The following is a 25,479-nucleotide window of genomic DNA, read 5'->3' as shown; positions in this document are numbered from 1 at the left end:
TGCTTATTTTTTCTTGGTAGTTTTTTTAGTTGTCTTTGGTTTTGTAGTTTTCGTAGTTTTTGGCTCAACTTTTGGTTCAACTTTTGGCTCTCGTTTTTTGTTATACAAATTTACAACAACCTCAATATCATAATATTTATATTCTTTATCTTCTATTTTCTTAGCAATTTCAGAATCATCACCAAAATAATAAACTCCATACTCTCTAAAAAAAGCATTGTATCCTGCAGAAAGAGCGTTTGAACTTATAGAAACCAATACAGGATAATCTTCCTTACTCCTTTTCATGTAATGATTAACATCTTTAGAGACAACTTTCATCTTATTCTCTTTTATCTTCTCTTTAGTCTTTTCATCTTCAACCTTAACCTCTTTTATCCCGTATTCCTCACCACCTAAATATAAAGATACATTTCCATTAATTATTTTACATATCCAGCTTTCATCAATAACCTTAAACTCCGTACCCTTTTTTTTGTACACTTTTGTTTTTGTCCATACAAAAACATAAGACAGTTTTTTATTCTGGTCAAAAATCTGAATTGAATCTATGTCTTTACTTGCATATTTTTCATTTTCATCACCTACTTTAATTTTTACCTTTTTATCAGCTAACCCCGGAAATTTAACTACTCCACTAATTTTTTGTTTGTCTTTTTTAAAAACAATTGCATCAGCTTTTTGCTCTCCCATTCCCAAGTTAAATGTAATCCCACCAGACTGAGAATGTACTAATGCAGACATTAGTAAAGCACTTGCTATTAAGTAAAATTTTATTTTCATTCTTTTAAATTATAATTATTTTTTATAAGCCGGCAAATATATAAATATAGTATCGCTTTAAAACAAGTTTCAAATCAGTTATAAGTATAATTATTAACAAAAAATTACACCATAAAAACTTTGCTAACTATGCAATTAAATCAACGTAACCTAAAAAATAGATTATAGATATAGATTGCGTAGACGCACTGCGGTGCGTCTCTACACAAATTGATTATCATAATTAAAACCATTTATCTTCACGTTCCAACTGTAGAGACGCACCGCAGTGCGTCTACACACAGTATTACAACACAAACATCAATTAAATCTGCCGAATCTGCAAAATCTGCGTGAAACCTTTGCGAACCTTATTTTAACTTCCCGTCAAAAACTTTATGCTCTCCGCCTACAACTTTGCGAACTTTGCGGTTAAATCAACACAATCCAAAAATATAGATTATAGATTCAGATTACGTAGACGCACTGCGGTGCGTCTCTACAGCGATCGATTGTCAATAATTAAAACTATTTATCTTCACGTTCCAACTGTAGAGACGCACCGCAGTGCGTCTACACACAGTATTACAACACAAACATCAATTAAATCTGCCGAATCTGCAAAATCTGCGTGAAACCTTTGCGGACCTTATTTTAACTAAAACAAAACTTTGCGCCCTTCGCCTACACCTTTGCGAACTTTGCGGTTAAATCAACGCAATCCAAAAATATAGATTATAGATATAGATTGCGTAGACGCACTGCGGTGCGTCTCTACACTCATTGATTGTCAATAATTAAAACCATCTATCTTCACGTTCCAACTGTAGAGACGCACCGCAGTGCGTCTACACACAGTATTACAATACAACCAACAATTAAATCTATCGAATCTGCAAAATCTGCGTGAGAATAAATTCCATTTTTTTATCTTTACTCTCAAAACTAAATCCAAATGGCATTAAACAATAGCATAACAAAACATTCGATTATTGCTGGAGTTTGTGTGTGTGCTATATTTCCGTTACTAATATTTTCAGAAAGCTATTTTGTTGACCTTTGTATCAAAATATCCGATTTTGGTGCTTTTTGGAATCCTATCTTTTGGGGAGTATTATTTCCGTTATTCCTCGTTTTTCTATTCTGGAGTTCTGGTAAAAAAATAAGCCATTCATTAAATCAAATAACATACTTTCAAGCTTGCTCACAATTCTCATTTGCTGTAAGCTTAAAAATCATAATAGCACTTTTTACACTTTATATAATTGGACAGTTTGTTAATGGAATTTCGGTTGTATTACATTCCCAGATCTATGATCAAGTTATTCTTTCGATACTAATGATATTATTTTTATCTTTTTTATTAATGATAATGACTTTTATTAGTAGTTTGATAATTGTAAAACTAAGTCAAGACCCTCAAACATTAAATAAAACACAATGAAAATACTACTTCTAGGTTCAGGCGAATTAGGCAAAGAATTCACCATCGCTGCACAACGAATCGGACAAACCATAATTGCTGTAGATAGTTACGAAAATGCTCCTGCAATGCAAGTTGCCCATAGCTTTGAAGTAATCAATATGCTAGATGGCGAAGCTCTTGACCGAATCGTTGCCAAACACAAACCCGATTTTATAGTTCCAGAAATAGAAGCCATTCGTACCGAACGATTTTACGATTACGAGAAACAAGGCATTACAGTAGTTCCATCTGCGAAAGCAGCAAACTACACCATGAATCGTAAAGCAATCCGTGATTTGGCAGCCAAAGAACTTGGCCTTAAAACTGCCAAATACCAATATGCAACCTCAGCCGAAGAACTGCAAAAAGCCGTACAGGAAGTAGGAATGCCATGCGTTGTAAAACCTTTAATGTCCTCTTCAGGAAAAGGACAATCCACTATAAAAACTCAAGAAGATATCCTAAAAGCTTGGGATTACGCTGTAGCAGGTTCACGCGGAGATGTTATCGAAGTAATTGTAGAAGCATTTGTAAACTTCAACTCAGAGATTACACTTTTAACAATTACTCAAAATAATAACCCAACCTTATTTTGCGCACCAATAGGTCACCGACAAGAACGCGGTGATTATCAGGAAAGTTGGCAACCCGCTAGAGTATCCGACAAAGATTTATACGAAGCCCAAGATATGGCTGAGAAAATAACCGAAGCTTTGGGAGGCGCAGGGCTTTTTGGAGTAGAATTTTTTCTAACCAACGAAGGAGTTTATTTCTCAGAACTTTCTCCTCGCCCACACGATACCGGAATGGTAACTTTAGCAGGAACACAAAACTTCAATGAATTTGAATTGCACTTACGAGCTATTTTAAGTTTACCAATTTTTGAAATAACCCTAGAAAAAGCTGGAGCAAGTGCCGTAATTCTAGCCTCAGGAGAATCTAATAATCCAACTTATACCGGAATCGAAAAAGTTGCTGCATTACCTAAAACCGACTTCCGTATCTTTGGAAAACCAACCTCTAGACCTTACCGTCGTATGGGAGTTGTTTTGTCAAACGACATTCTGGAAACTCCAATTGAAGAAGTAGTTGAAAGAGCAAAAAAAACCGCACAATTAATAACCGTAAAATTATAAAAGATGAAAAAATTAGTATTCATAGCATTTCTATTCTTGAGCATCACAATCAATGCACAAGACAAAAAAACTACCGAAAAACCTCAAATTGTAGAAACAGCTTGTGGAGAATGTCAATTTGGGATGAAAGGCAATAGCTGTGATTTAGCCGTTCGCATAGACGGAAAATCTTATTTTGTAGACGGAACCTCTATAGACGAACATGGTGATGCACATGCCAAAGATGGTTTTTGCAACACTATCCGTAAAGCAGCAGTTACTGGAAAAATAGAAAACAATCGTTATAAAGTAACTACGTTTACATTGGTAAAAGAAAAATAATGGATTTAATTCTAGAAAACATTGCCAAACATGTTTCGCTAACTCCCGAAGAACAAGCTCATTTTTTATCCAAAACCGAAACCCGTTTCTATAAAGCCAAAACGATTTTATTAAACGCAGGAAATGTTTGCAAAGAATCTTATTTTATAAACTCAGGAATTATTCGAAGCTTTAATATCAATGATAATATTGTAGAGCACGTATTGAGTTTTTCTTGTCAAGGATGGTGGATAAGTGATATGTATAGTCTTATTACCCAAAAACCAGGACAACTATTTATCGAAGTTTTAGAAGATTCAGAAGTTGTTGTACTTAGCAAAGAAAACCAAGAACAATTGTATTTTGATATTCCAAAATTAGAACGTTTTTTCAGAATTTTAACCGAGAATTCATTGGTAGCCAATCAGCAACGTTTAATGGATAATTTAAGTTTATCTGCCGAAGAACGCTTCGAGAAATTCTGTGCCAAATATCCAACACTAATCCAGAAAGTACCCCAAAAACAAATTGCTTCTTTCATTGGCGTTACACCCGAGTTTTTTAGTAAAATGAAAGCAAGACTTTTGAAAAGTAAATAATATTTTTTGCCACAGATTTAACAGATTAAAATGATTTTTTTTTGCCACGAATTTCACAAATTTTCACAAATTAAAATGGCTCAAACATTGAATTAAAATTCGCGTGAATTTGTGAAATTTGCGGCAACATTTTATTTAAATCACTTTAATCTGTTAAATCTGTGGCAAAAAAAAAAACACGGCTCAACTAAGAACCGTGTTTCTATTTTGAATTAAAAATTAAAACTGCTCAACCTCAGTAGAATGTTTCATTGCTGTTGTTGTTGATTTTCCTATTGTTACTGTATTTTGTACCGCATCAAAATAAGAAGTCCCTACGAAAGCCTGGTGTTTTACAGCGCGGAATCCACTACTTTGCAAAGCAAATTCTTTCTCCTGTAATTCAGAATATCCAGCCATTCCTCTTTCTTTATATGCTTTAGACAATTCGAACATACTTGTATTTAAAGCATGGAAACCTGCCAAAGTGATGAATTGGAATTTATATCCCATTGCAGCCAAGTCTTCTCTAAATGTTTCCATTTCTGCAACAGATAATTTAGCCGCCCAATTAAATGATGGAGAACAATTATAAGCAAGCATTTTATCAGGAAATTGCGCACGCATGGCATCAGCAAACTTTTTAGCATATACCAAATCCGGATTACTGGTTTCCATCCAGATTAAATCAGCATAAGGCGCATAACTTAATCCCCTTGCAATTCCTTGGTCAATTCCGCTATTTACATAAAAGAAACCTTCATTCGTTTTTTCGCCAGTAATAAACGGAGCATCTCTAGGATCTACATCACTCGTTAATAAATTTGCCGCATCAGCATCAGTTCTTGCTACAATAAGAGTTGGCGTTCCCATAACATCTGCTGCTAATCTTGCTGCTACCAATTTATTAATCGCTTCTTGAGTTGGCACCAAAACCTTTCCTCCAAGATGTCCACATTTTTTAGCAGAACTCAATTGATCTTCAAAATGAACTCCAGAAGCTCCAGACTCAATCATAGATTTCATCAGTTCGAATGCATTTAGGTTTCCTCCAAAACCAGCTTCGGCATCAGCAACAATAGGTACTAAATAATCTTTTTTATCTTGAACTCCATTAACAACCTGAATTTGATCAGCTCTCAATAAAGCGTTATTTATTTTCTTAACCACCATAGGCACACTATTTACAGGATAAAGAGATTGATCAGGATACATTTCGCCAGCCAAATTTGCATCTGCAGCGACTTGCCATCCACTCAAATAAATAGCTTCTAAACCTGCATCAACTTCTTGTATTGCCTGATTACCGGTTAAAGCACCTAATCCTGCTACAAAATCTTGACTTTTAAGTTTTCTCCATAATTTTTGAGCTCCCATTTTGGCAATAGAATGTTCTATTTCGTAAGACCCTTGTAAAGTAACCACCTCAGTTGCTGTGTAAGGTCTCTCTACTCCTGCCCATCTTGGGTTTGTTAACCAATCGTTGATCAATTCCTGAATTCTGTCTTCTGTTGTTTTCATAGTATAGTTATTTGGGTTGTTAGTAAGCAATTTTTATAGATATTTATAACACGGTATAGTAAGAAAGTTTTCAAAGTCGAGCGTTACAACAAGTCTTTCTAATACTTTTTCAGCCAAAGGAAACCAGCGTTTTTCATAGTTTTCTTCGCCCAATTCCTTTTTAATTTTACTGAATTCATCTAAAGCTAATTTGTGATAATAGGCAAGATTCAACTGTTTTCCATTATCCAAAACCACTTTATTATATAACCATTGCCACAATTGAGATCTCGAAATCTCTGCTGTTGCCGCATCTTCCATTAAATTATGTATAGCCGCTGCACCTTGTCCGTTAAGCCAAGAAGCCAAATACAAAACTCCCACATTAATATTTTTTCGAACTCCTTCTTCAGTTATAGTACCTTGTGGCACTTCAAGCAAATCTTGTTCGGTAATTGTAAGATGTGGTCTTGGTATATGAATCTGATTTGGTGTTGGCATTCCTGCATCAAATATCTCTTTTGCTAATGAAACCAAATCCGGATGTGCTACCCATGTTCCGTCATGTCCATTGTGCACTTCACGCTCTTTATCGGCTTTTACTTTCGCGAAAGCGATAGCATTAGCCTCATCATTATTCTTTATCGGAATTTGTGCTGCCATTCCTCCAATTGCATGGATTCCTCTTTTGTGACATCTCTGAATTACCAGACTAGAATAAGCTTTCATAAAAGGCGAAGTCATATTTACCTGATCCCTGTCTGGAACTAAAAACGAAGGATGCTTGTGGAATTTTTTTATGTATGAAAAAATATAATCCCAACGACCACAGTTTAATCCAACGATGTGATTTTTTAATTCGAATATAATTTCGTCCAACTGAAAACTTGCCGTTATCGTTTCTATAAGAACCGTAACTTTAATCGTTCCCTGAGGAATTCTTAAATAGTTCTGAGTAAACTCAATCACGTTATTCCACCAACGTGCTTCTAGATAATGTTCTAATTTTGGAATATAGAAATAAGGAGCTGTTCCGTTTTCAAGTAATTTTTTATGATTATGAAAAACATACAAACCAAAATCTACCAATGATCCCGAAACTTCCTTGCCTTCTACCAGAACATGTTTCTCATTAAGATGTATTCCTCTAGGTCGAACAATTAAAGTCGCGATATTTTCATTTAACTGATAGGTTTTGTTTTTAACCTCATCAGTCAAACTGATAGTTTTATTTACAGCATCGATTAAGTTTACTTGTCCGCTCATTAAATTTCCCCATGTTGGAGAAGTACTATCTTCAAAATCGGCCATGAATGTCTTCGCACCAGAATTAAGGGCATTGATAATCATTTTTCTATCAACTGGCCCTGTAATCTCTACTCTCCTATCCAATAAATCTTTAGGAATGGATCCTGCTGTCCAATTATCTTCTCTGACTAATTTAGTTTCAACTGGAAAAGTTGGCATGACACCTTGATCAAATAAAATTTGTTTCTGCTCTCTCTGAAACAGTAATAGTTTACGTTGAGAATCAAATTTTCGATGCAATTCTGTTATAAAAGCTACTGCTTCATCTGTCCAGATAGCAGTATAAGAATTGTTTTTTTCGGCTAAAAACTCCATTGCCGTCTCTGTAATTTCCAATTGGTTTTTCATAGCTAATACATTTTATACTACAATGTTATAAAAAAGATTATTACAAAACAAGCGAACGTTCGCTAAATATTGAAAATATTTTTTTGGCGATTATTTTTATAATGCGTATTTTTGAGTTATGGACATTGAAAAAGACTATATCAAGCTAATTTTCGGACTTAAATTAAGACAGGTTCGCACGCAAAAAAACCTTTCGTTATTTGGCTTAGCCAAACTCACGAACCTTTCTAAATCCTATTTGAACGAAATAGAAAAAGGAAAGAAATATCCGAAGACTGATAAGATTTTACTCTTGTGCGAAAATCTTGACATAAGTTACGATCAAATGGTTTCTTTGAAACTAGATAACAACTTGGCACCGATAGGCGAAATTTTAAAATCTGGTATTTTAAAAGAAATTCCGTTAGAGCTTTTTGGAATCCATGAAAATGATTTAATTGATATTATTGCTAATGCTCCCGCAAAAGTCAATGCTTTTATTAGTACCATAATAGAAATTGCTCAACACTATAATTTAAGTAGGGAAAGTTTTTTCTTGGCATCATTGCGTTCCTACCAAGAAGCGCACACAAATTACTTTGAAGATTTAGAAAATAAAGTAGTTGCTTTCTCAAAATCATTCCAGATTAATCTTGAGAATCAAATTTCAACTTTGGAATTAAGTGCCATTCTAAAAGAAGAATACGGTTATACAATTAAAGAACTCCTTTTTAAAGACCAAGAAGCTTTGGGAGATTTACGATCTATTTATGTTCCTAAAAGCAAAACATTATTACTCTCTAAAGAAATAGACGATCCACAAAGAGCTTTTATATTAGCCAAAGAAATAGCGTATAATTACCTAGAAATAACCGACAGATTACTAACCTTCAGTTGGATTAAGTTTGATAATTTTGATCAAGTCTTGCATAATTTCTATGCTTCTTATTTTGCTGGAGCATTATTATTACCAAGAAAATTATTAATAGACGACATTAATCTTTTCTTAACCAAAGAACAACCAAGACCAGAAGAATTTGTTGCCTTAATCGAAAAATTTAATGTTTCGCCAGAATCATTCTACCAAAGATTAACCAATCTTTTACCAAAGGATTTTCATCTAAAGAATTTATTCTTCCTGAGAATGTCCCATCATATAGGCTCGGGAACGTATCAAATAAAAAAAGAGCTTCATATTACCAATCAGCAAGAACCTCATGCCAATGAAATGAATGAGCATTATTGCCGTCGATGGGTTTCTATTAAAACAATTGACGAAGCGATTAAACAAAACAAAGCGCATTTCTTTGACGCTCAAATTTCGAGTTATGAGAATAGCGGAAACGAATATTTGGTTTTTTCATCGGCTACCAAAGATCCTTTTGTAGAAAACTGCATCCGAAGTATTTCGGTTGGAATTTTGATTACTCCAGCCATGAAAAAGAAATTCAAGTTTATAGAAGCTAAACCAATCGTAAAACAAATAGTTGGTGTTACTTGCGAAACTTGCGCTGTAAAAAACTGCTTAGAAAGAGCCTCACCTCCAACACAATTAGAAAACAAAAAACGCCACGAAAACACCGATTTAGTTGTACAACAGTATATAGCGAAATATAGTTAAATTAGATTTCTAGACTTCTTAGACATTAGACTTCTTAGACATTAGACTTCTTAGATTTTCACACAATCTTGTCATCTCGCAAAGGAAAGATCTCCACAAGAAACTAACACAAAGCATTCACAGATAGTCGAACTATTTGATGTTATTTTTCGACTTTGCCTCAAAAGACAAGATTATAGTTAGTTTCTCCAAAAATAGAGTAAATACTCAATCTTACATTTTAGATAGAAAACATTCCCAGATTATCGAGTTACCCGTAGAGATCCGATGACAATGTTGCAGTCAGTTTATGGCTGCTTTATGCGGTAAAAACAAGCCTTTGTTTCTTTATCACTCAGAACCTTAGAGCCTCAGCAACTCAAAACCTTTGCCTCTTCGAACCTTTGCCCCTCTGAACCTCTCAAAAAACCTCTGAACCTCAAAAAAATTCATTTCTTAATCTAGGTTAAGTGCTCTCCCTTTCCTTTGGTTGTAAATTTGCCCTATCAAATAACAACAAACACAAACAATCATGGAAAATATAATAATACACAAAGCCGAAACTCGTGGAAATGCAAACCACGGTTGGTTAAATGCATATCACAGTTTTAGTTTCGCAACCTATTACGATTCAGAGCGCATACAATTTGGAGCACTTCGCGTTTTAAACGATGATACTATTGCAGCAGGAATGGGTTTTGGCACGCATCCTCACGATAATATGGAGATTATTACCATTCCGCTAGAAGGAGATTTAGCTCATAAAGACAGCATGGGAAATACCGAAATCATTAAACATGGAGATATCCAGGTAATGAGTGCCGGAACAGGGATCCAACATAGTGAGTTTAATCCAAACGCAGATAAACAAACTAAATTATTACAGATTTGGTTGTTCCCAAACAAACGCAATGTAACTCCACGTTACCAACAAATTTCTTTAAAAACAGAAGACAGACATAATAAATTACAGCAAGTATTATCTCCGAATCCTGATGATGCTGGAGTTTGGATTCATCAAGACGCTTGGTTTCATATGGGGAATTTTGACGCTGGAACCACAACAGAATATTCGGTTAAAAAAGAAGGAAACGGTTTATATGCTTTTATTTTAAAAGGAAACGTAACCATCAACGGGCAAGAATTAAATACTCGTGATGCTATAGGAATCAAAGATTTTAAAACAGCAACTATTACAGCAAATACCGATGCGGAATTTTTATTAATGGAAATTCCGATGCAAGTAAATTATTAATTCAACATTATATAAAACTATTATTTAATAAATAAAAACAAAAAATTATGGCAACTACAAAATGGGCAATTGACCCAACACACTCAGAAATTGGTTTTAAAGTAAAACACATGATGTTTACTAATGTTTCAGGTAAGTTTAATGACTATGAAGCTACTATTGCAAGCAATGAGAATAACTTTGAGAACGCTGCGATTACTTTTTCTGCAGACATCAAATCTATTGATACTGGAAACACAGATAGAGATAATCATTTAAGAAGTGCTGATTTCTTTGATATAGAAAACAGTCCAAAAATGACTTTTAAATCTACCGCTTTTACAAAAATAGACGATGGTAATTATGAACTTACTGGTAATTTAGACATCAGAGGTGTTGAAAAACAAGTTAAACTTCCGGTAGAATTTAGCGGAATCATGACTGACCCATGGGGAAACACAAAAGTTGGTTTAAATATTACAGGAAAAATCAACCGTAAAGATTGGGGATTAAACTGGAACTCAGCATTAGAAGCTGGTGGAGTTTTAGTAAGCGATGATGTTCGTTTGAACATTGAATTGCAATTTGCAAAACAATAATTACCCCTACATAAATTTTAGTATTTAATTTGGTTAACACCCTATGCTTTGAAAGAAGTATAGGGTGTTATTTTTTTGTGTTTTCTAAACAACACCGAATGTTTGCGGAGCTTCTCCCGTCCCGAAGTTTCGGGATCGGGACGCTCAGCCTGACAACCGTTTTCACCTTACATCTAGCTTATCGCATCTCTCATCTCATCTTACTTCTAACATCTTGCTTCTTACATCTTGCTTCTTACATCTTGCTTCTCTCACCTTTCAAAAAAAACTACTTTTTCAAATTCCTAAACTCGGTTGGCGATAAGTTGGTATATTTTTTAAAGACTCTGGAGAAATACGAATAATCATCATACCCAACTTCTTCGGCAATTTCATTTACCGCTAGTTGTTTATCAATTAGCATTCTTTTTATCTCCAAAACAACTCGGTCTGTAATTACTTCTGTTGCAGTTTTTTTTAAAATATCATTACATATTCTATTAAGATGCTTTAAGGTAATATGTAATTGTTCTGCATAAAATGAAGGCGATTTATTAGTCTTAAAATGAAATTCCAAAAGCTCTTCAAATTTCTTTATTTTTATGTTATAAGGATGTACTTCATGAACATCAGAATCATCATATTTCCTTGCAATTTCTATATGAATTGAATCTAAAAGATTAAGCATTTTATCCAACTGGTATTTATTCTTCTGCTTACTTTCCCGCATTAACAACTCAAAATAAGGTGCAATTCCTTTTATAGAATCGGCATCAAAATAAACTTGAGGTTTATTATTTATCGAACTGTAAAAAGCATAATCATTGATTTTTTTTTGACCAAAATACAGGTTGTACATTTCCTGAGAGAAGATTACAACATATCCTTCAATATCTTGTGCTAAACTCCAAAAATGGATTTGCCCTGGCTGAAGCAAAAACAAACTTCCTTTTTTTATATCAAATCTATCAAAATCAATCTCATGAATTCCAGAACCATCCGTAAACAAAACCATTAAATAGGAATCATGACGATGTGGCTTCTCGACAAAACTGTGTGTTTTTAAATGTTCGGTAAACGAATTAACATAAAAATCACTCCTCGTATCATTACAACTAAAATTGGTAACGCTATAAATTGGATACTTTTTCATGGCCATAAATGTCTTTATTGTGCTATAATAAGCGAAGATATAAAAACAGAATTGAAAACCAGCGCGGTATCTTTGTATATAATAAAAAATGAATCAATTATGTCATATATGATCACCCATGTTTTAAGAAATGAATGTCCTAATTGTCACAAAGGAAAAGTTCTAGATGAGAAAAATATATTTTTCACATTCAAATTTCCAAAAATGCACAAAACTTGTAGTGAATGTGGTTTTAAATTCGAGAAAGAACCTGGTTTCTTTTTTGGCGCCATGTATATGAGCTATGGACTAACTGTAGCACAAGGTATTGCTACTTATTGCATTGCTCAATTTTTCTTTGAAAAAAATTTCGATTTAAGAATCATTCCAATTATTGCCGTAGTGATTATTGCTTTTTCTTTCTTTAATATCCGACTTTCGAGATTGTTGTGGATTTATATGTTTAAGAATTATTCAAGCTAAAAAAAATAGTATTTTTGTCTTTCAATTGAAACTAATTTTTCAATCTTAGAATCACTAAATTTTTAAATTAAAAGAAATGAAAGCATACGTATTTCCAGGTCAAGGCGCACAATTTACAGGAATGGGCAAAGACTTATATGAAAATTCGGCTTTAGCCAAAGAATTATTTGAAAGAGCTAATGAAATATTAGGTTTCAGAATCACAGATATCATGTTCGAAGGTACTGCCGAAGAACTAAAAGAAACCAAAGTAACTCAGCCTGCTGTATTCTTGCATTCGGTTATTTTAGCCAAAACTTTGGGAGAAGATTTTAAACCAGAAATGGTAGCAGGTCACTCTTTAGGAGAATTTTCTGCTCTAGTTGCAAACGGTACTTTGTCTTTTGAAGACGGATTAAAATTAGTTTCTCAACGTGCTTTGGCAATGCAAAAAGCTTGCGAAATTACTCCATCTACAATGGCTGCAGTTTTAGGATTAGCAGATAATGTAGTGGAAGAAGTTTGTGCTTCGATAGACGGAATCGTAGTTGCTGCAAACTATAACTGTCCTGGACAATTAGTAATCTCTGGAGAAACTACTGCTGTTGAAAAAGCTTGTGAAGCAATGAAAGCTGCTGGTGCAAAACGTGCTTTAATATTACCTGTTGGTGGAGCTTTTCACTCACCAATGATGGAGCCTGCAAGAGAAGAATTAGCTGCTGCGATTGAAGCAACAACTTTCTCTACTCCTATTTGCCCAGTATATCAAAACGTAACTGCAAGTGCAGTTTCTGATGCAAATGAAATAAAAAAGAATTTAATCATTCAGCTTACAGCTCCTGTAAAATGGACACAATCTGTACAACAAATGATTGCCGATGGTGCTACTTTATTTACAGAAGTAGGCCCAGGAAAAGTTTTAGCTGGATTAATCGGAAAAATCGATAAAGAAGCCGCTACTGCAAATGCATAATTTTTTTGTATTCAGTCACAGTTTTCTGTATTCAGTCTAAAAATTGTCAATACAAATAGAATCCTCACAAGCATATGTTTGTGGGGATTTTTGTATTGTCCACACCATCAATACAATAGTATTTATGTAATTTTGAAAATCCACACAAATCACAAAACCACAATGACATCTGAAAAATTTACTTTCATAAAAACCGATAAAAAGATAATTAAACTATACTTTGATACTATCGCTGTCATTACTGGTTTAGGGAATTATGTACAAATAATAACTGTAGATAACACAAAATACACCTATTACAAATCTCTAAAAGAATTAATAGATGTATTACCCAAAGAATTTATGAGAGTTCATAATTCATCAATAGTCAATTTAACTAATATCGACAGCATAGAAGATAACCATATTATTGCCAAGGGAAACAAAATCACCATTGGCAAAACCTACAAAGAATGTCTAAATACTGCTCTCGATAAATTTATGCTATAACCATCTACATAAAAAAACAAGCAGTATGTGTAGTATTTACACACTACTGTATAAAATAGTTTCATGTGCTTTATACTTTGTTTTCATTTACCTGAACATTAAACAATTCAGTAATGATTAAAGCAATTTTAAAAATCACATTTACTATTATTATGACTACACAAATTTCGAATGCACAAAAATATCCTCTAAAGGAAGATGTAGCTACTATTAATGGAATTATGAAAGCTACTTATGAGGCAGTTTCTGGAGAAGCTGGCGAAAAAAGACAATGGGAACGTGACCTTTCACTTCATGATTCAAATGCTATCTATTCTTTTCCATTAGAAAACGCCGTAGGAAAACTACAACACACTACTATGACTCTTAAAGAGTTTCACAAAGAAACGGATGATATGGTTGCGAAAACAGCTTTCTATGAAAATGAAATAAACAGAGAAGTTCGTGTGTTTGGAAATATTGCGCACGTTTGGAGCACTTACGAAACTCGATTAGTAAAAAATGGTCCTGTTGCCCGAAGAGGCATTAACAGCATACAACTTTACTATAACGAAGGAAGATGGTGGATTATATCCTGGATTTTTGATAAAGAAAAAGAAAACCAAAAAATCCCGCAAACTTTCGATCCGAAATAACAACTCTACATTATCCTAACAGGTTTTAAAAACCTGTTAGGTATTTAAAATATACATTATATCATACCTACAAGACTTAAAAAACACCTTGCAGAATTAGAGTTCATATCAAAAAGCAAATTATCTCGCCTGAACGGCCGTATCTGTAAAATCAGAAAACACACCATCCAATCCTAATTTATAGAAAGCCTGATATTCTAAAGTTGGGTTATTTTTATAATTACTCAACAATCGTTTCTCTTCATTTCTAAACGTATAAGCATGTACTAACAATCCTTTTTTATGCGCATCTGAAATTAAAGTTGTTGGCGACAACGCTTCTTTATCTACATCATCTACTTTACCGTCGGCATTTATATCATCAGCCTTTCCATCTTTATTTACATCTGTTCCTTTATAAGGAATAATAAAAGGTTTCCAAGGACCGATACCATTTGCATATGTTTTAACAAAATCCAAACCTTCCTGAGTTCTAAAAAATCCGTAATCTCTAGTGTCTCCTTTTAAATGCCAATCATACGGTTTTCCATCAGAAATAATCTCTCCTTCGGGAACTGTAAAAATCAAATCACCATTTAAAGCCACATCATAGCAACTTAACAACTGGATAATTTTAACTGTTGATTTACTTCTGATATATTGCAAATTAGAAACCTCAAACGACTGAATATAAACTGGAGATGAAGCACTGTTCCAACCTTCGGCAGTTAACATCTCTAATAATTTATCTGTGATTTTTAAACCTAATGCTTCATGAAAAGAAGGGTGTTTTGTTTCAGGATAAATCCCTATAACACGTCCTGATTGTGCTGATTTCTGTTTTGCCAAAGCAATAACTTCTGCAAATGTTGGAATCGAATATTTATTATTATACACTTGAGAACGCTCCGCAAAAGCTTGTTTTGCTTTTAATTGTTTTATTTCTGCCAAAGTAAAATCAGAAACAAACCAATCGGTAATCATTGCACCATCAATATTTTTGGTAGTTTTTTTAGAAGCAAAAGCTGGAATTTCTGACACATTTGTAGTTCCAGATAACATTGGTTCATGACGCACTACTAGTTGCCCATCTTTCGTCATTACTAAATCGGGCTCTATAAAATCGGCACCCATTTCTATCGCTTTTGTATATCCTTCGATTGTATGCTCTGGCAAATAACCCGATGCACCACGATGAGCTACTACAATAGGATTTGCCCCTGTTAAAGTTGGATATTTTCCATTTTCGGACGTTTGATTATCATCATTCATATCACAAGCCAATAACAAAATTACAGCACTTAAGAAAATTGTACTTTTTAAAATTTGAAATGAGTTCATAGTTTATATTTTTAGCAAATAAATGCCATTTTCACTCAACAAACGTTAGCACTGAGTTAAGTATCAGTTATATAATTTTACAATAAAAATAGATTTACAAAACATTTGCTTCTTCGCAATGATTATTTAAAATTCCCGTAATCAAGAAGTTTTCATTCTGCTTTTCAAAGAAAATAAACCATGTAGTTCTTTTATTTACTTTATAGAAAATGTAGTTTGAACCTAAATATTGTATTCTTTTAGGAGTTATTCTATGCTGACTTGATTTAATATTTCCAGAAACAAAATCATAAATATTCAAAACATACTCTTCAGCTGTTTCTATAAAACCAAAATAGTCATTTTTATATAAAACACGAACCAAATCATCTAAATAACTAATTACATGTGATGTGTAAGCAAGCTTTATTTTCCCCACCACTCACGTATTCGTTTAATAGATTCTGCTTTTGCTTCTTCGGTCGTATACCCTTTTTTCATCTCTTCATCAAAATCAAAAGTAGTCTTGTCGATTCCCTTAAATTTAGCTTTAGAAATCTCATATTCAACCGAAGGCTCTTCGACTTTGTTTATTTTGGAGTTTTCTTTTTTAGCATTCATGATAAATTTATTTAACAGTCAAATTTACAACATTTTACACCAAACAAAAAATCCCAAACTATCATAAATAATAATTTGGGATTTCTATTTAATTAGAAATAAGATTTTTATACAATCTTTTTTTCTTTCTTTTTATAGTTGATAATAAAAACTCCTGATATAATAAGCGCTGTAGCTATAATAAAATCGACAGTAATTACTTCGTCCAACAATAACCACCCCAGAAAAACTGCAATTATAGTATTAAAGTAAGACAAAATAGAAACCTGAATAGCCGTAACTCGTTTTAAAGCATAATGATAGGAGAAAAAAGCAAGTATTGATCCAAAAACAGACAAATACAAAGCTGCAAAAATACTTCTCGTACTCCATAAACTCACATCTGGATTTGGAGAAAAAATAAATGCCAAAACCAACTGAACCAAAGTAGCGATAGTAAACTGATAAAATAAATTCAGCGTAATATTATTCGATTTATGAGCATGAGTCTTTGTATAAATTGTACCTGCCGCCCAACCTAAAATTGCTAAACTCATAAATATAAGTCCGTGTTGGTAATTAGAATCTAAAAATGAACCAAGTCCATCTTTAAAAATAAAAACAACTCCTGTAAAACCAATTATTACTCCTATAACACCTTTTAAGCTTGGTTTTTGCAATCCGAACAAAACACTTCCTATAAAAATAAGTACAGGTGATAAAGCACTCATTATAGATGCTAACCCACTCGGTAAAGTTTGTTCCGCAACTGTAGTAAAACCATTTGCAATTACAATCATTAATAAAGCTGGAATTAATTGGTGTTTAAAATTCTCCCAACCAATCCATTTTAATTCTTTTTTAAACAGTAAAATAGTCATTGCTATTAATCCTGCTAACCCCTGACGAATAGAAGTTACAAACCATGGCGGAATTGTTTCTACCGCAACCCTGATTCCTAAAAAAGTTGTCCCCCACACAATCCCTACTGTTGCCATACAGAGATATAATTTATAATCTGGCTTTTGTTGCATCGCTAATACTATGTCTTTTAAATAAAAAAGTCCCAAATTATAATACTATAATTTGGGACTTTTAAAATACTATCTATTTTAAATTAAGAAACTTTATTTCTTATCTTTTCTTCCCATTTCCAAGCGCTCTTCATCGCTTCATCAAGCGTTGATTGAGCTTTCCACCCCAGCACATCATTAGCTTTTGCTGTATTTGCATAGGCCTCGGTAATATCACCTTCTCTTCGCGCTACAATTTTGTATGGTAATTTTTTATCACTTACCTTTTCAAAGCTTGTAATCACCTCAAGAACAGAACTTCCTTTTCCTGTACCCAGATTAAATGTTTCTACTTTATCCAGATTCTTTTTATTCAGTAATCTTTGCAGAGCCACAACATGCGCTTTTGCTAAATCGACGACATGGATATAATCACGAACACAAGTACCATCAGTTGTAGGATAATCATCTCCATAAACTGATAATTCCTGACGCAATCCGATTCCGGTTTGTGTAATAAAAGGAACTAAATTCTGAGGAACTCCAATCGGTAACTCTCCAATTTCTGTTGATGGATGCGCTCCAATCGGGTTAAAATAACGCAATAAAATAGCATTGATATTAGTTGCTTTTGCAGTATCTCTGATAATTTCTTCACCAATTTTCTTGGTATTTCCATAAGGAGATATTGGTTGTTGCACAGGAGCATCTTCTGTAATTGGCATTTTTTCGGCTTGACCGTAAACCGTACAAGAAGAACTAAATATAAAACTAGCCTCTGGTTTTTGCTGTAACTCTTGTAAAAGGTACACCAAACTACTAATATTGTTTTCGTAGTACAAAAGTGGATTTCCAACACTTTCTCCAACCGCTTTTGATGCTGCAAAATGAATTACCCCAGTAACATCATTATATTTCTTAAAGAAGTTTTGCACTGCAGCCTTTTCTCTTAAATCTAATTTTTCGAATAAAGGCGTTTTACCTGTAATGGCTACAATACCTTTTAAAACATCTTCTGAAGAATTAGAAAGATTATCAATTATTACAACTTCAAAGCCTTCATTTTGCAATTCGACTACGGTATGTGAACCGATAAATCCTAATCCCCCTGTTACTAATACTTTCATTTCTTGGTTATTTTTTGGCTATTTATTTAGTCTGGTTTATTTTAAAAACTCAATTACACTATCGGTAATGAATTTAATTTGCTCATCGTCAAGCTCAGTATGCATTGGCAACGACAATACTTCTTGTACCAATTGATTAGTTACTGGAAAATATTCTTCTTTATAACGTACATCAACATAGGCTTTTTGTGAATGCAACGGAATTGGATAATAAATTGCACAAGGAATTCCTTTATCCTGTAAATGTTGCAACAATCCGTTTCTGTCTGCATTTATAATTCGCAAAGTATATTGATGAAAAACGTGGTCGTTTTCGTTAGCATTAAATGAAGGCGTAATAATGTTAGCATGACCTGCTAATGCAGCATTATACTTTGTTGCTGCTTCACGACGTGCTTTATTATATTCATCTAATAATGGAAGTTTTACATTTAAAACTCCTGCCTGAATACTATCTAAACGTGAATTTACACCCACTACATCATGATGGTAACGCTCATACATTCCGTGATTTACAATTCCACGAATAATGTGTGCCAAAGCATCATCATTTGTAAAAATTGCTCCACCATCTCCATAACAACCTAAATTTTTAGATGGAAAGAAAGAAGTTGCAGCTACATGTCCCATAACTCCTACTTTAGTTTTAGCACCAGATTTAGAAACATAATCAGCTCCTATTGCTTGTGCATTATCTTCGATTACATACAAATTATGTTCCTTGGCAAGATCCATAATTGCATCCATATTAGCAGCACGTCCGAACAAATGTACCGGAACGATTGCTTTAGTTTTTGGAGTAATTGCTTTTTTAATTGCATCGATAGAAATGTTCATACTATCCATCTCAACATCTACTAAAACTGGAGTTAATTGCAACAAAGCAATCACCTCTACAGTGGCAGCAAAAGTAAAATCGGCAGTAATAACTTCATCTCCTGGTTTTAAATCCAACCCCATCATTGCGATTTGCAATGCATCTGTACCGTTTGCACAAGGAATAACATGTTTTACTCCTAAATAGGCTTCAAGATTTTTTTGGAATTCATGAACTAATGGCCCATTAATATATGTATTTGTATCTAAAACGTCTTGAATTGAAGCATTTACAGCTACTTTTATTTTATCATATTGACTTTTTAAGTCAACCATTTGAATTTTTTTCATTTCGATATTCTAATTTAAAGTTTGCGTTCCCGAATAAAGAAAGCCACATTTCTATTGACCTTCAAAATAATACTTCCGAAAACGAGCAACAAAAATAGTTATTTAATGAGTTTAAACCAATGAAAATAATTGAAAGAAACGTATTTTAGCCCCAAATATTTAACTATGCTTTTTCTATACAATCTAATCGTTTTTGTTGTAGCCTTTTTATTAAAAATAGTAGCCCTTTTTAGTCCAAAAATCAGACTTTTTGTAAACGGAAGAAAAGATGTTTTTACTATCCTTAAAGAAAAGATAAAACCCTCAGACAAAACGATTTGGTTTCACGCTGCTTCTCTAGGCGAATATGAGCAAGGATTACCCGTTATTGAAAAAGTAAAAGAAAAATACCCTTCTCATAAAATCATTGTTACTTTCTTTTCTCCTTCAGGTTATGAAGTCAGAAAGAATAATACTGTTGCTGATGTAACGCTTTATTTGCCATTGGACACTAAATATAATGCTAAGCAATTTCTAAAACTTGCTCACCCAGAAATGGTATTCTTTATCAAATATGAGTTCTGGCTAAACTACCTTAATGAACTAAAGAAAAACAATATCCCTACTTATTTAGTTTCGGGAATTTTTAGAGACAATCAGATATTCTTTAAATGGTATGGTGGTTTTTATAAAAAAGCGCTTGATGCCTTTACTTATTTTTTTGTTCAAAACGAAAGCTCCAAAAACAAAATCGAATCTATCGGATATAAGAACGTAATTATTTCGGGTGATACCCGATTTGATCGTGTTGTTGCTATTTTAGAACGTGATAATACTTTAGATTTTATTACTGAGTTTAAAAACAACACAACTACTATTGTTATTGGTAGTTCATGGCCTAAGGACGAAGTTTTACTAACTGAATATATCAATACTACCCAAGAGCGTGTAAAATTTATTATCGCTCCGCATAACATCAAACCAGAACAAATTACTGCGCTACAACAATCTATTACTAAGAAGACAATTCTGTTTTCTGAAAAAGAAGACAAGAACCTAGCAGATTATGATGTATTTATAATTGATACTGTCGGAATACTAACCAAGATATATAGCTACGCAACGATTGCTTATGTAGGCGGTGGTTTCGGAAATCCTGGCGTTCATAATATTCTCGAGCCTGCAACTTTTGGCCTTCCTATTATAATTGGACCAAATTATTCTCATTTTGCCGAAGCCACAGAACTTGTACAATTAGGAGGCTGCATATCTATTACTACTACGGAAGAACTGAAAACTGAATTCAACAACCTTATTACAGATAAAAACCACCTTAACGAGAAAGGATTAATTTGCAAGTTTTACGTTCAAAACAAGAAGGGAGCTACCGATAAAATTATGAGTACTATTTAATCTCTCTCCCTAAATTATCATAAAACATGTTATTCAAATCATAATTTTTCGACTGTTTCCAGATAAAATAAATTAGAATTTCAAATTTTCACAACCAATATCAATCCATTTCTACAGAGATTAATCCAATAAAAAATAAAAAAGTACCGTATTTACTAGTCTTGCCGAGTACCTTTTACTAAAAAACACCCCTTTAAACATTAATTCATTACCTCTAAAAGCTTTTTAACGTTTTTGGCACGTTAATTGATAATAAGATAAACGTAGGCAACGAAGAATATTTTAAAAAAAAAATAAAAAAATATTTTACATATTAAAAAATTTATATCTTTGCCACGAATTAATAATTAACCTTTTATAATAAAGTAAGATGAAAAAAGTATTTTTAAGTTTAGCTGTTGTTGCTGTTTTAACTGTTGTATCTTGTAAAAAAGCTGACGCTGCTCCTGCTGACGACGCTGCTGCTGTAGTTGATTCTGCTGCTGTTGTTGTTGATTCTGCTGCTGCTGTAGTTGATTCTGCTGCTGTTGTAGTTGATTCTGCTGCTGCTACTGCTACTGATGCTGCTAAAACTGCAACTGAAGCTGCAAAAAAATAATTAGAACCTAGATTCTAAAATTTTTAAAACCATCCTTGAGATGGTTTTTTTTATGCTTATAATTTTTGAAATTCTAATATTTTAAAATTACTTCGCCTGTTCGCTATCGCCCGGGTCCAAATTCAAGCAATAGAATTTAAAAAGTAAAAAAAATCCCAAATCCCAACCTTTTACAGTATTGGAATTTGGGATTTCTTTTTATTGGAATTTATCGCTTTCCTAATCTTCTATCTCCTCCTCAACAACTTCATCTTCAAAAATAGATTCACTTGATGAAAAATCCAAAGTTTCAGACCTCGCAGCATAAGTTACTATTTCCTTAACCCCTTTCTGCAAAAGCAATTCCGTAGTGTATTTTCGACTTGTAGCAAAATGAACCTCACCCAACATCAATTTAAAAAAATACTTACCACCAGAACCTTTAAATTTCAAAAACCTAGCCTGATCAATATTTGCCTTAAACTTCTCAATATCCTCTTCACCCTCAAACTTCAACTCGTAACTCAAACTTGTAAATATCACTTTGCCTTTTCTGGAAGTAAACACAAATTTATACTCATCATTAAACCTCTTACTTATCACGAAAGCACCCATTTATATTTTAAATTTTTAGATTGTTGATTAAAAACCCCAGACTTCTAGATTACTGATTTCAAAACCAACGAAGATTTATTCAAAACTCATAATCAAGTATTATTAAGTTTACTTTTAAGATTACAAACTTTTGTAAAATAAAAAAACCCCTTCAAAAAGAAGAGGTTTTTAGTACTCAGAGCGGGACTTGAACCCGCACGAACATTGCTGTTCACTGGATTTTAAGTCCAGCGTGTCTACCAATTTCACCATCCGAGCATTATGTGGTGTTGAGCGAAAAACGGGGCTCGAACCCGCGACCTCGACCTTGGCAAGGTCGCGCTCTACCAACTGAGCTATTTTCGCATTTCATTTTTATTTAAGAACTACAACACTTGAATTGTTCTGTATTGCGAGTGCAAATTTAGGACATTTATTGAATTAAACAAGCCTTTTTTGAAAAAAAATTACACAAAAAACATAACATTCTGATAACGTATTCTTTAAAAATTGAAATTATTTCCTCGTAATCATTCTTTTTATCTCATTAAGCTTCATCAGCGCTTCTACTGGGGTTATCGCATTTATATCAAGATTTAAGATCTCTTCTTTTATCTCTTCTAATAATGGATCATCCAGATTAAAGAAACTCATTTGCATCTCATCACTATCTGATTTAACTCCGTTTAACGCATCGCTCGAATGATCCTTCTCTAGTTTCTTTAAAAGCTTCTGTGCTTTCAAGATTACAATTTGAGGCATTCCAGCCATTTTTGCCACATGAATACCAAAACTATGTGCGCTACCTCCTTTTACCAGTTTTCGGATAAAAAGGACAGTATCTTTTAATTCTTTTACAGCAACATTATAATTCTGGATTCTTGGTAACGAATCAGTCATTTCATTTAACTCGTGATAATGCGTAGCAAATAAAGTCTTAGGTCTTGACGGATGCTCATGTAAAAACTCAGCAATTGCCCATGCAATCGAAATTCCATCATAAGTACTAGTTCCTCTTCCTATCTCATCTAACAAGACCAAACTTCTGTCTGAGATATTATTCAGGATAGAAGCAGTTTCGTTCATCTCGACCATAAAAGTCGATTCTCCCATCGAAATATTATCAGACGCTCCTACTCTGGTAAATATCTTATCAACCATTCCCATCCTAACACTATCCGCAGGAACAAAACTTCCCATTTGAGCCAGCAACACAATTAAAGCTGTTTGACGCAAAATAGCAGACTTACCAGACATGTTGGGTCCAGTAATCATTATTATTTGTTGTGTTTCTCTATCTAAGAAAACATCATTAGCGATATAGGGTACTCCAACTGGTAATTGTTTTTCGATAACAGGATGCCTTCCGTTTTTAATTTCTAATTCGAAAGTTTCATCTATTTCCGGACAAACGTATTTATTCTCGATTGCTAGTTGCGTAAACGAACACAAGCAATCTAATTGTGCTACCAAGCTTGCATTCATTTGCACGGGCTTGATATATGTTGTAATCCAAGAGACTAATTGCTCAAAAAGCTCCAACTCTATTTTATGAATTTTCTCTTCGGCTCCTAAAATTTTAGTTTCGTATTCTTTTAATTCCTCAGTTATATAACGCTCTGCATTTACCAACGTTTGTTTACGAATCCATTCTGCAGGTACTTTATCTTTATGCGTATTACGAACTTCTATATAATACCCAAAAACATTATTGAATGATATCTTCAAAGAAGTAATTCCTGTTCTTTGCGATTCTCTGGTTTCAATCCCTTCTAAATATTCTTTTCCTGAAGTCGATATTGCTCGCAAATCATCCAGTTCTTCGCTGATCCCTTTTGCAATAGCATTTCCTTTATTAATAGATACTGGTGCTGATTCCTGATTTAAGGTCGTTTTAATTTTCTCACGCAATAATTCACAACTATGCAAACTATCTCCTATTACTTTTACCGCTTCTTGCGGGCTTTTAAGCGCAAGTTCTTTTATCGGAATTATAGCATCCAGAGATTCCTTTAAATAAACAATCTCACGAGGAGAAACCTTCCCCGCCGCAATTTTAGAAATCAAACGTTCTAAATCGGATATTTGCTTAATTTGATACTGAATATCGTGTAATACTTCTTGATTCTCCTTTAGATACGTTACTACTTCATGACGGCTTTTTATCTTATTACTATCTTTAAGAGGCAATGCCAACCATCGTTTTAGCAAACGCCCACCCATTGGCGAAAGCGTTCTATCAATAACATCCAAAAGCGTAACTGCATTTGGATTATAACTATGATACAATTCCAGATTACGAATCGAAAAACGATCCATCCACACATAAGCATCTTCGGCAATACGCTGAATTGCAGTTATATGCTGTACTCTATTATGTTGTGTTTCGGATAAATAATACAAGATTGCTCCCGAAGCAATGATTCCTTCTTTTAACTCTTCGATTCCAAAACCTTTTAAGGAAACGGTTTGAAAATGTTTCGTCAAAATCTCAAAAGCGTAATCTTCCTTATAAATCCAATCTTCTAAATAAAAACTATGAAAATCTTCTCCAAAGGCATCTTTAAAATCACTCTTATTATGCTTTGGAACTAAAACTTCACTTGGATTGAAATTTTGCAATAACTTATCTATATACTCCGCATTTCCTTGCGCAGTAAGAAATTCTCCTGTAGAAACATCCAGAAATGAAACACCGATATTTTTATTAGTAAAATAAACCGATGCCAAAAAGTTATTAGTTTTCGACTGTAATACTTCATCGTTAAGAGAAACTCCCGGAGTAACCAGTTCTGTAACTCCTCTTTTTACGATTGTTTTGGTCATTTTAGGATCTTCCAGCTGATCACAAATCGCTACACGAAGTCCTGCTTTTACCAATTTTGGTAAATATGTATTAATAGAATGATGCGGAAAACCAGCCAAAGCTGTTTCGGTTTCAGAACCCGCTCCACGTTTCGTTAATGTTATTCCTAGAATTTTAGAAGCTCTAATAGCGTCTTCCCCAAAGGTTTCGTAAAAATCGCCAACTCTAAAAAGCAGACATGCATCAGGATATTTTCTCTTGATTTCGTTGTACTGTTTCATTAAAGGTGTTTCTTTCACCACTTTCTCTTTCGCTGCCAAATTACTATGTTTTTAAATGAAATTTTATGACAGCGAATTTATAAATTTTAAAGCGAATAAAGAATCCCTGAAAAAATTAAAATATTTTTAAGGCAATTTTAAGTT

The 25,479-nt window shown here is 33.5% G+C and carries 25 protein-coding genes and 2 tRNA genes; 13 read left to right on the top strand and 14 right to left on the bottom strand.

Features of this window, described 5'->3' with window-relative positions; all coding sequences use genetic code 11:
- Positions 1 to 3: 3 nt before the first annotated feature.
- Positions 4 to 783, bottom strand: a complete 780-nt coding sequence (locus tag SHI72_RS00515; RefSeq protein ID WP_323488710.1) for a hypothetical protein — start codon at positions 781 to 783, stop codon at positions 4 to 6.
- Between the two features lie 934 nt (positions 784 to 1,717).
- On the opposite strand from SHI72_RS00515, the gene SHI72_RS00510 reads away from it, so the two are divergent.
- From SHI72_RS00510 to SHI72_RS00495, 4 genes are read left to right on the top strand one after another with little or no spacing between them, the layout of a single operon-like run.
- A complete protein-coding gene (locus tag SHI72_RS00510; protein WP_323488709.1) occupies positions 1,718 to 2,206 on the top strand; it encodes a hypothetical protein in 489 nt (162 codons plus the stop codon).
- Positions 2,203 to 3,363, top strand: a complete 1,161-nt coding sequence (gene purT / locus SHI72_RS00505) for a formate-dependent phosphoribosylglycinamide formyltransferase (protein ID WP_323488708.1) — start codon at positions 2,203 to 2,205, stop codon at positions 3,361 to 3,363. Before SHI72_RS00510 ends, purT begins: the two co-directional genes overlap by 4 nt.
- Before the next feature lie 3 nt (positions 3,364 to 3,366).
- The gene (locus SHI72_RS00500) at positions 3,367 to 3,684 is read left to right on the top strand and encodes a DUF6370 family protein (protein WP_323488707.1); all 318 of its coding nucleotides are present in this window, start codon (positions 3,367 to 3,369) and stop codon (positions 3,682 to 3,684) included.
- Positions 3,684 to 4,262, top strand: coding sequence for a Crp/Fnr family transcriptional regulator (locus SHI72_RS00495; RefSeq protein WP_035617977.1), 579 nt, complete (start codon positions 3,684 to 3,686; stop codon positions 4,260 to 4,262). The genes SHI72_RS00500 and SHI72_RS00495 overlap by 1 nt, the downstream gene beginning before the upstream one ends.
- A 219-nt stretch (positions 4,263 to 4,481) precedes the next feature.
- Here SHI72_RS00495 and aceA read toward each other — a convergent pair whose 3' ends face one another.
- Positions 4,482 to 5,762 carry an isocitrate lyase gene (aceA, locus tag SHI72_RS00490; protein WP_323488706.1) on the bottom strand — a complete coding sequence of 427 codons (1,281 nt, stop codon included), beginning with the start codon at positions 5,760 to 5,762 and terminating at the stop codon, positions 4,482 to 4,484.
- Positions 5,763 to 5,795: 33 nt separating this feature from the next.
- Entirely contained in the window at positions 5,796 to 7,397 is a 1,602-nt protein-coding gene (gene aceB / locus SHI72_RS00485) for a malate synthase A (protein ID WP_323488705.1), read from the bottom strand.
- 118 nt (positions 7,398 to 7,515) lie between these two features.
- Between aceB and SHI72_RS00480 the strand changes: the two genes are divergently transcribed.
- The 3 genes from SHI72_RS00480 to SHI72_RS00470 all read left to right on the top strand — a co-directional run bounded on the left by SHI72_RS00480 (position 7,516) and on the right by SHI72_RS00470 (position 10,809).
- Positions 7,516 to 8,997: a helix-turn-helix domain-containing protein gene (locus SHI72_RS00480; protein WP_323488704.1), complete on the top strand. Its 1,482-nt coding sequence runs from the start codon at positions 7,516 to 7,518 to the stop codon at positions 8,995 to 8,997.
- Between the two features lie 511 nt (positions 8,998 to 9,508).
- Positions 9,509 to 10,231: a pirin family protein gene (locus tag SHI72_RS00475; RefSeq protein WP_323488703.1), complete on the top strand. Its 723-nt coding sequence runs from the start codon at positions 9,509 to 9,511 to the stop codon at positions 10,229 to 10,231.
- A 47-nt stretch (positions 10,232 to 10,278) separates the two neighbouring features.
- On the top strand, positions 10,279 to 10,809 hold the full coding sequence (locus SHI72_RS00470; protein WP_039118501.1) for a YceI family protein: 531 nt from the start codon (positions 10,279 to 10,281) through the stop codon (positions 10,807 to 10,809).
- Positions 10,810 to 11,077: 268 nt separating this feature from the next.
- On the opposite strand, the gene SHI72_RS00465 is transcribed toward SHI72_RS00470, so the two are convergent.
- Complete coding sequence (locus tag SHI72_RS00465) at positions 11,078 to 11,941, bottom strand: AraC family transcriptional regulator (RefSeq protein ID WP_323488702.1); 864 nt, start codon at positions 11,939 to 11,941, stop codon at positions 11,078 to 11,080.
- A gap of 99 nt (positions 11,942 to 12,040) precedes the next feature.
- Between SHI72_RS00465 and SHI72_RS00460 the strand changes: the two genes are divergently transcribed.
- From SHI72_RS00460 to SHI72_RS00445, 4 genes are all read left to right on the top strand, one after another.
- A complete protein-coding gene (locus tag SHI72_RS00460) occupies positions 12,041 to 12,403 on the top strand; it encodes a DUF983 domain-containing protein (RefSeq protein WP_039114773.1) in 363 nt (120 codons plus the stop codon).
- Between the two features lie 76 nt (positions 12,404 to 12,479).
- The gene (gene fabD, locus SHI72_RS00455) at positions 12,480 to 13,355 is read left to right on the top strand and encodes an ACP S-malonyltransferase (protein WP_323488701.1); all 876 of its coding nucleotides are present in this window, start codon (positions 12,480 to 12,482) and stop codon (positions 13,353 to 13,355) included.
- Between the two features lie 162 nt (positions 13,356 to 13,517).
- Positions 13,518 to 13,844 (top strand): LytTR family DNA-binding domain-containing protein, encoded by a 327-nt coding sequence (locus SHI72_RS00450; protein WP_323488700.1) that lies wholly within the window; start codon positions 13,518 to 13,520, stop codon positions 13,842 to 13,844.
- A 113-nt stretch (positions 13,845 to 13,957) separates the two neighbouring features.
- A complete protein-coding gene (locus tag SHI72_RS00445; protein WP_323488699.1) occupies positions 13,958 to 14,479 on the top strand; it encodes a hypothetical protein in 522 nt (173 codons plus the stop codon).
- Between the two features lie 120 nt (positions 14,480 to 14,599).
- Here the strand turns inward: SHI72_RS00445 and SHI72_RS00440 are convergent, their stop codons facing one another.
- The 6 genes from SHI72_RS00440 to SHI72_RS00415 form a co-directional block, all read right to left on the bottom strand.
- Positions 14,600 to 15,799, bottom strand: a complete 1,200-nt coding sequence (locus SHI72_RS00440; RefSeq protein WP_323488698.1) for a glycerophosphodiester phosphodiesterase — start codon at positions 15,797 to 15,799, stop codon at positions 14,600 to 14,602.
- Between the two features lie 94 nt (positions 15,800 to 15,893).
- Positions 15,894 to 16,220, bottom strand: coding sequence for a hypothetical protein (locus tag SHI72_RS00435; RefSeq protein WP_323488697.1), 327 nt, complete (start codon positions 16,218 to 16,220; stop codon positions 15,894 to 15,896).
- Positions 16,205 to 16,399 carry a hypothetical protein gene (locus tag SHI72_RS00430; protein WP_323488696.1) on the bottom strand — a complete coding sequence of 65 codons (195 nt, stop codon included), beginning with the start codon at positions 16,397 to 16,399 and terminating at the stop codon, positions 16,205 to 16,207. The genes SHI72_RS00435 and SHI72_RS00430 overlap by 16 nt, the downstream gene beginning before the upstream one ends.
- Positions 16,400 to 16,506: 107 nt before the next feature.
- A complete protein-coding gene (locus SHI72_RS00425) occupies positions 16,507 to 17,412 on the bottom strand; it encodes a DMT family transporter (RefSeq protein ID WP_039118506.1) in 906 nt (301 codons plus the stop codon).
- 83 nt (positions 17,413 to 17,495) lie between these two features.
- Positions 17,496 to 18,518 (bottom strand): UDP-glucose 4-epimerase GalE, encoded by a 1,023-nt coding sequence (gene galE / locus SHI72_RS00420; protein WP_323488695.1) that lies wholly within the window; start codon positions 18,516 to 18,518, stop codon positions 17,496 to 17,498.
- A gap of 36 nt (positions 18,519 to 18,554) precedes the next feature.
- Positions 18,555 to 19,685 carry a DegT/DnrJ/EryC1/StrS family aminotransferase gene (locus SHI72_RS00415; RefSeq protein WP_039118508.1) on the bottom strand — a complete coding sequence of 377 codons (1,131 nt, stop codon included), beginning with the start codon at positions 19,683 to 19,685 and terminating at the stop codon, positions 18,555 to 18,557.
- Between the two features lie 165 nt (positions 19,686 to 19,850).
- Between SHI72_RS00415 and SHI72_RS00410 the strand changes: the two genes are divergently transcribed.
- Positions 19,851 to 21,077, top strand: a complete 1,227-nt coding sequence (locus SHI72_RS00410) for a 3-deoxy-D-manno-octulosonic acid transferase (RefSeq protein WP_323488694.1) — start codon at positions 19,851 to 19,853, stop codon at positions 21,075 to 21,077.
- Positions 21,078 to 21,447: 370 nt separating this feature from the next.
- Positions 21,448 to 21,675 carry a hypothetical protein gene (locus SHI72_RS00405; protein ID WP_035617948.1) on the top strand — a complete coding sequence of 76 codons (228 nt, stop codon included), beginning with the start codon at positions 21,448 to 21,450 and terminating at the stop codon, positions 21,673 to 21,675.
- A gap of 219 nt (positions 21,676 to 21,894) precedes the next feature.
- Here SHI72_RS00405 and SHI72_RS00400 read toward each other — a convergent pair whose 3' ends face one another.
- The 4 genes from SHI72_RS00400 to mutS form a co-directional block, all read right to left on the bottom strand.
- Positions 21,895 to 22,269: a DUF1508 domain-containing protein gene (locus SHI72_RS00400; protein WP_323488693.1), complete on the bottom strand. Its 375-nt coding sequence runs from the start codon at positions 22,267 to 22,269 to the stop codon at positions 21,895 to 21,897.
- Positions 22,270 to 22,441: 172 nt separating this feature from the next.
- Positions 22,442 to 22,527, bottom strand: a tRNA-Leu gene (locus tag SHI72_RS00395).
- Between the two features lie 14 nt (positions 22,528 to 22,541).
- Positions 22,542 to 22,614: transfer RNA gene (locus SHI72_RS00390), tRNA-Gly, on the bottom strand.
- Positions 22,615 to 22,764: 150 nt separating this feature from the next.
- Positions 22,765 to 25,374 carry a DNA mismatch repair protein MutS gene (gene mutS, locus SHI72_RS00385; RefSeq protein WP_323488692.1) on the bottom strand — a complete coding sequence of 870 codons (2,610 nt, stop codon included), beginning with the start codon at positions 25,372 to 25,374 and terminating at the stop codon, positions 22,765 to 22,767.
- Positions 25,375 to 25,479 lie beyond the last annotated feature (105 nt).

Origin of the sequence: Flavobacterium sp. PL02 (genome assembly GCF_035013205.1) — a bacterium.
GTDB lineage: Bacteria > Bacteroidota > Bacteroidia > Flavobacteriales > Flavobacteriaceae > Flavobacterium.
The sequence above is the reverse complement of the archived record's forward strand: the minus strand, read 5'-3'. Positions and strand labels throughout refer to the sequence as shown.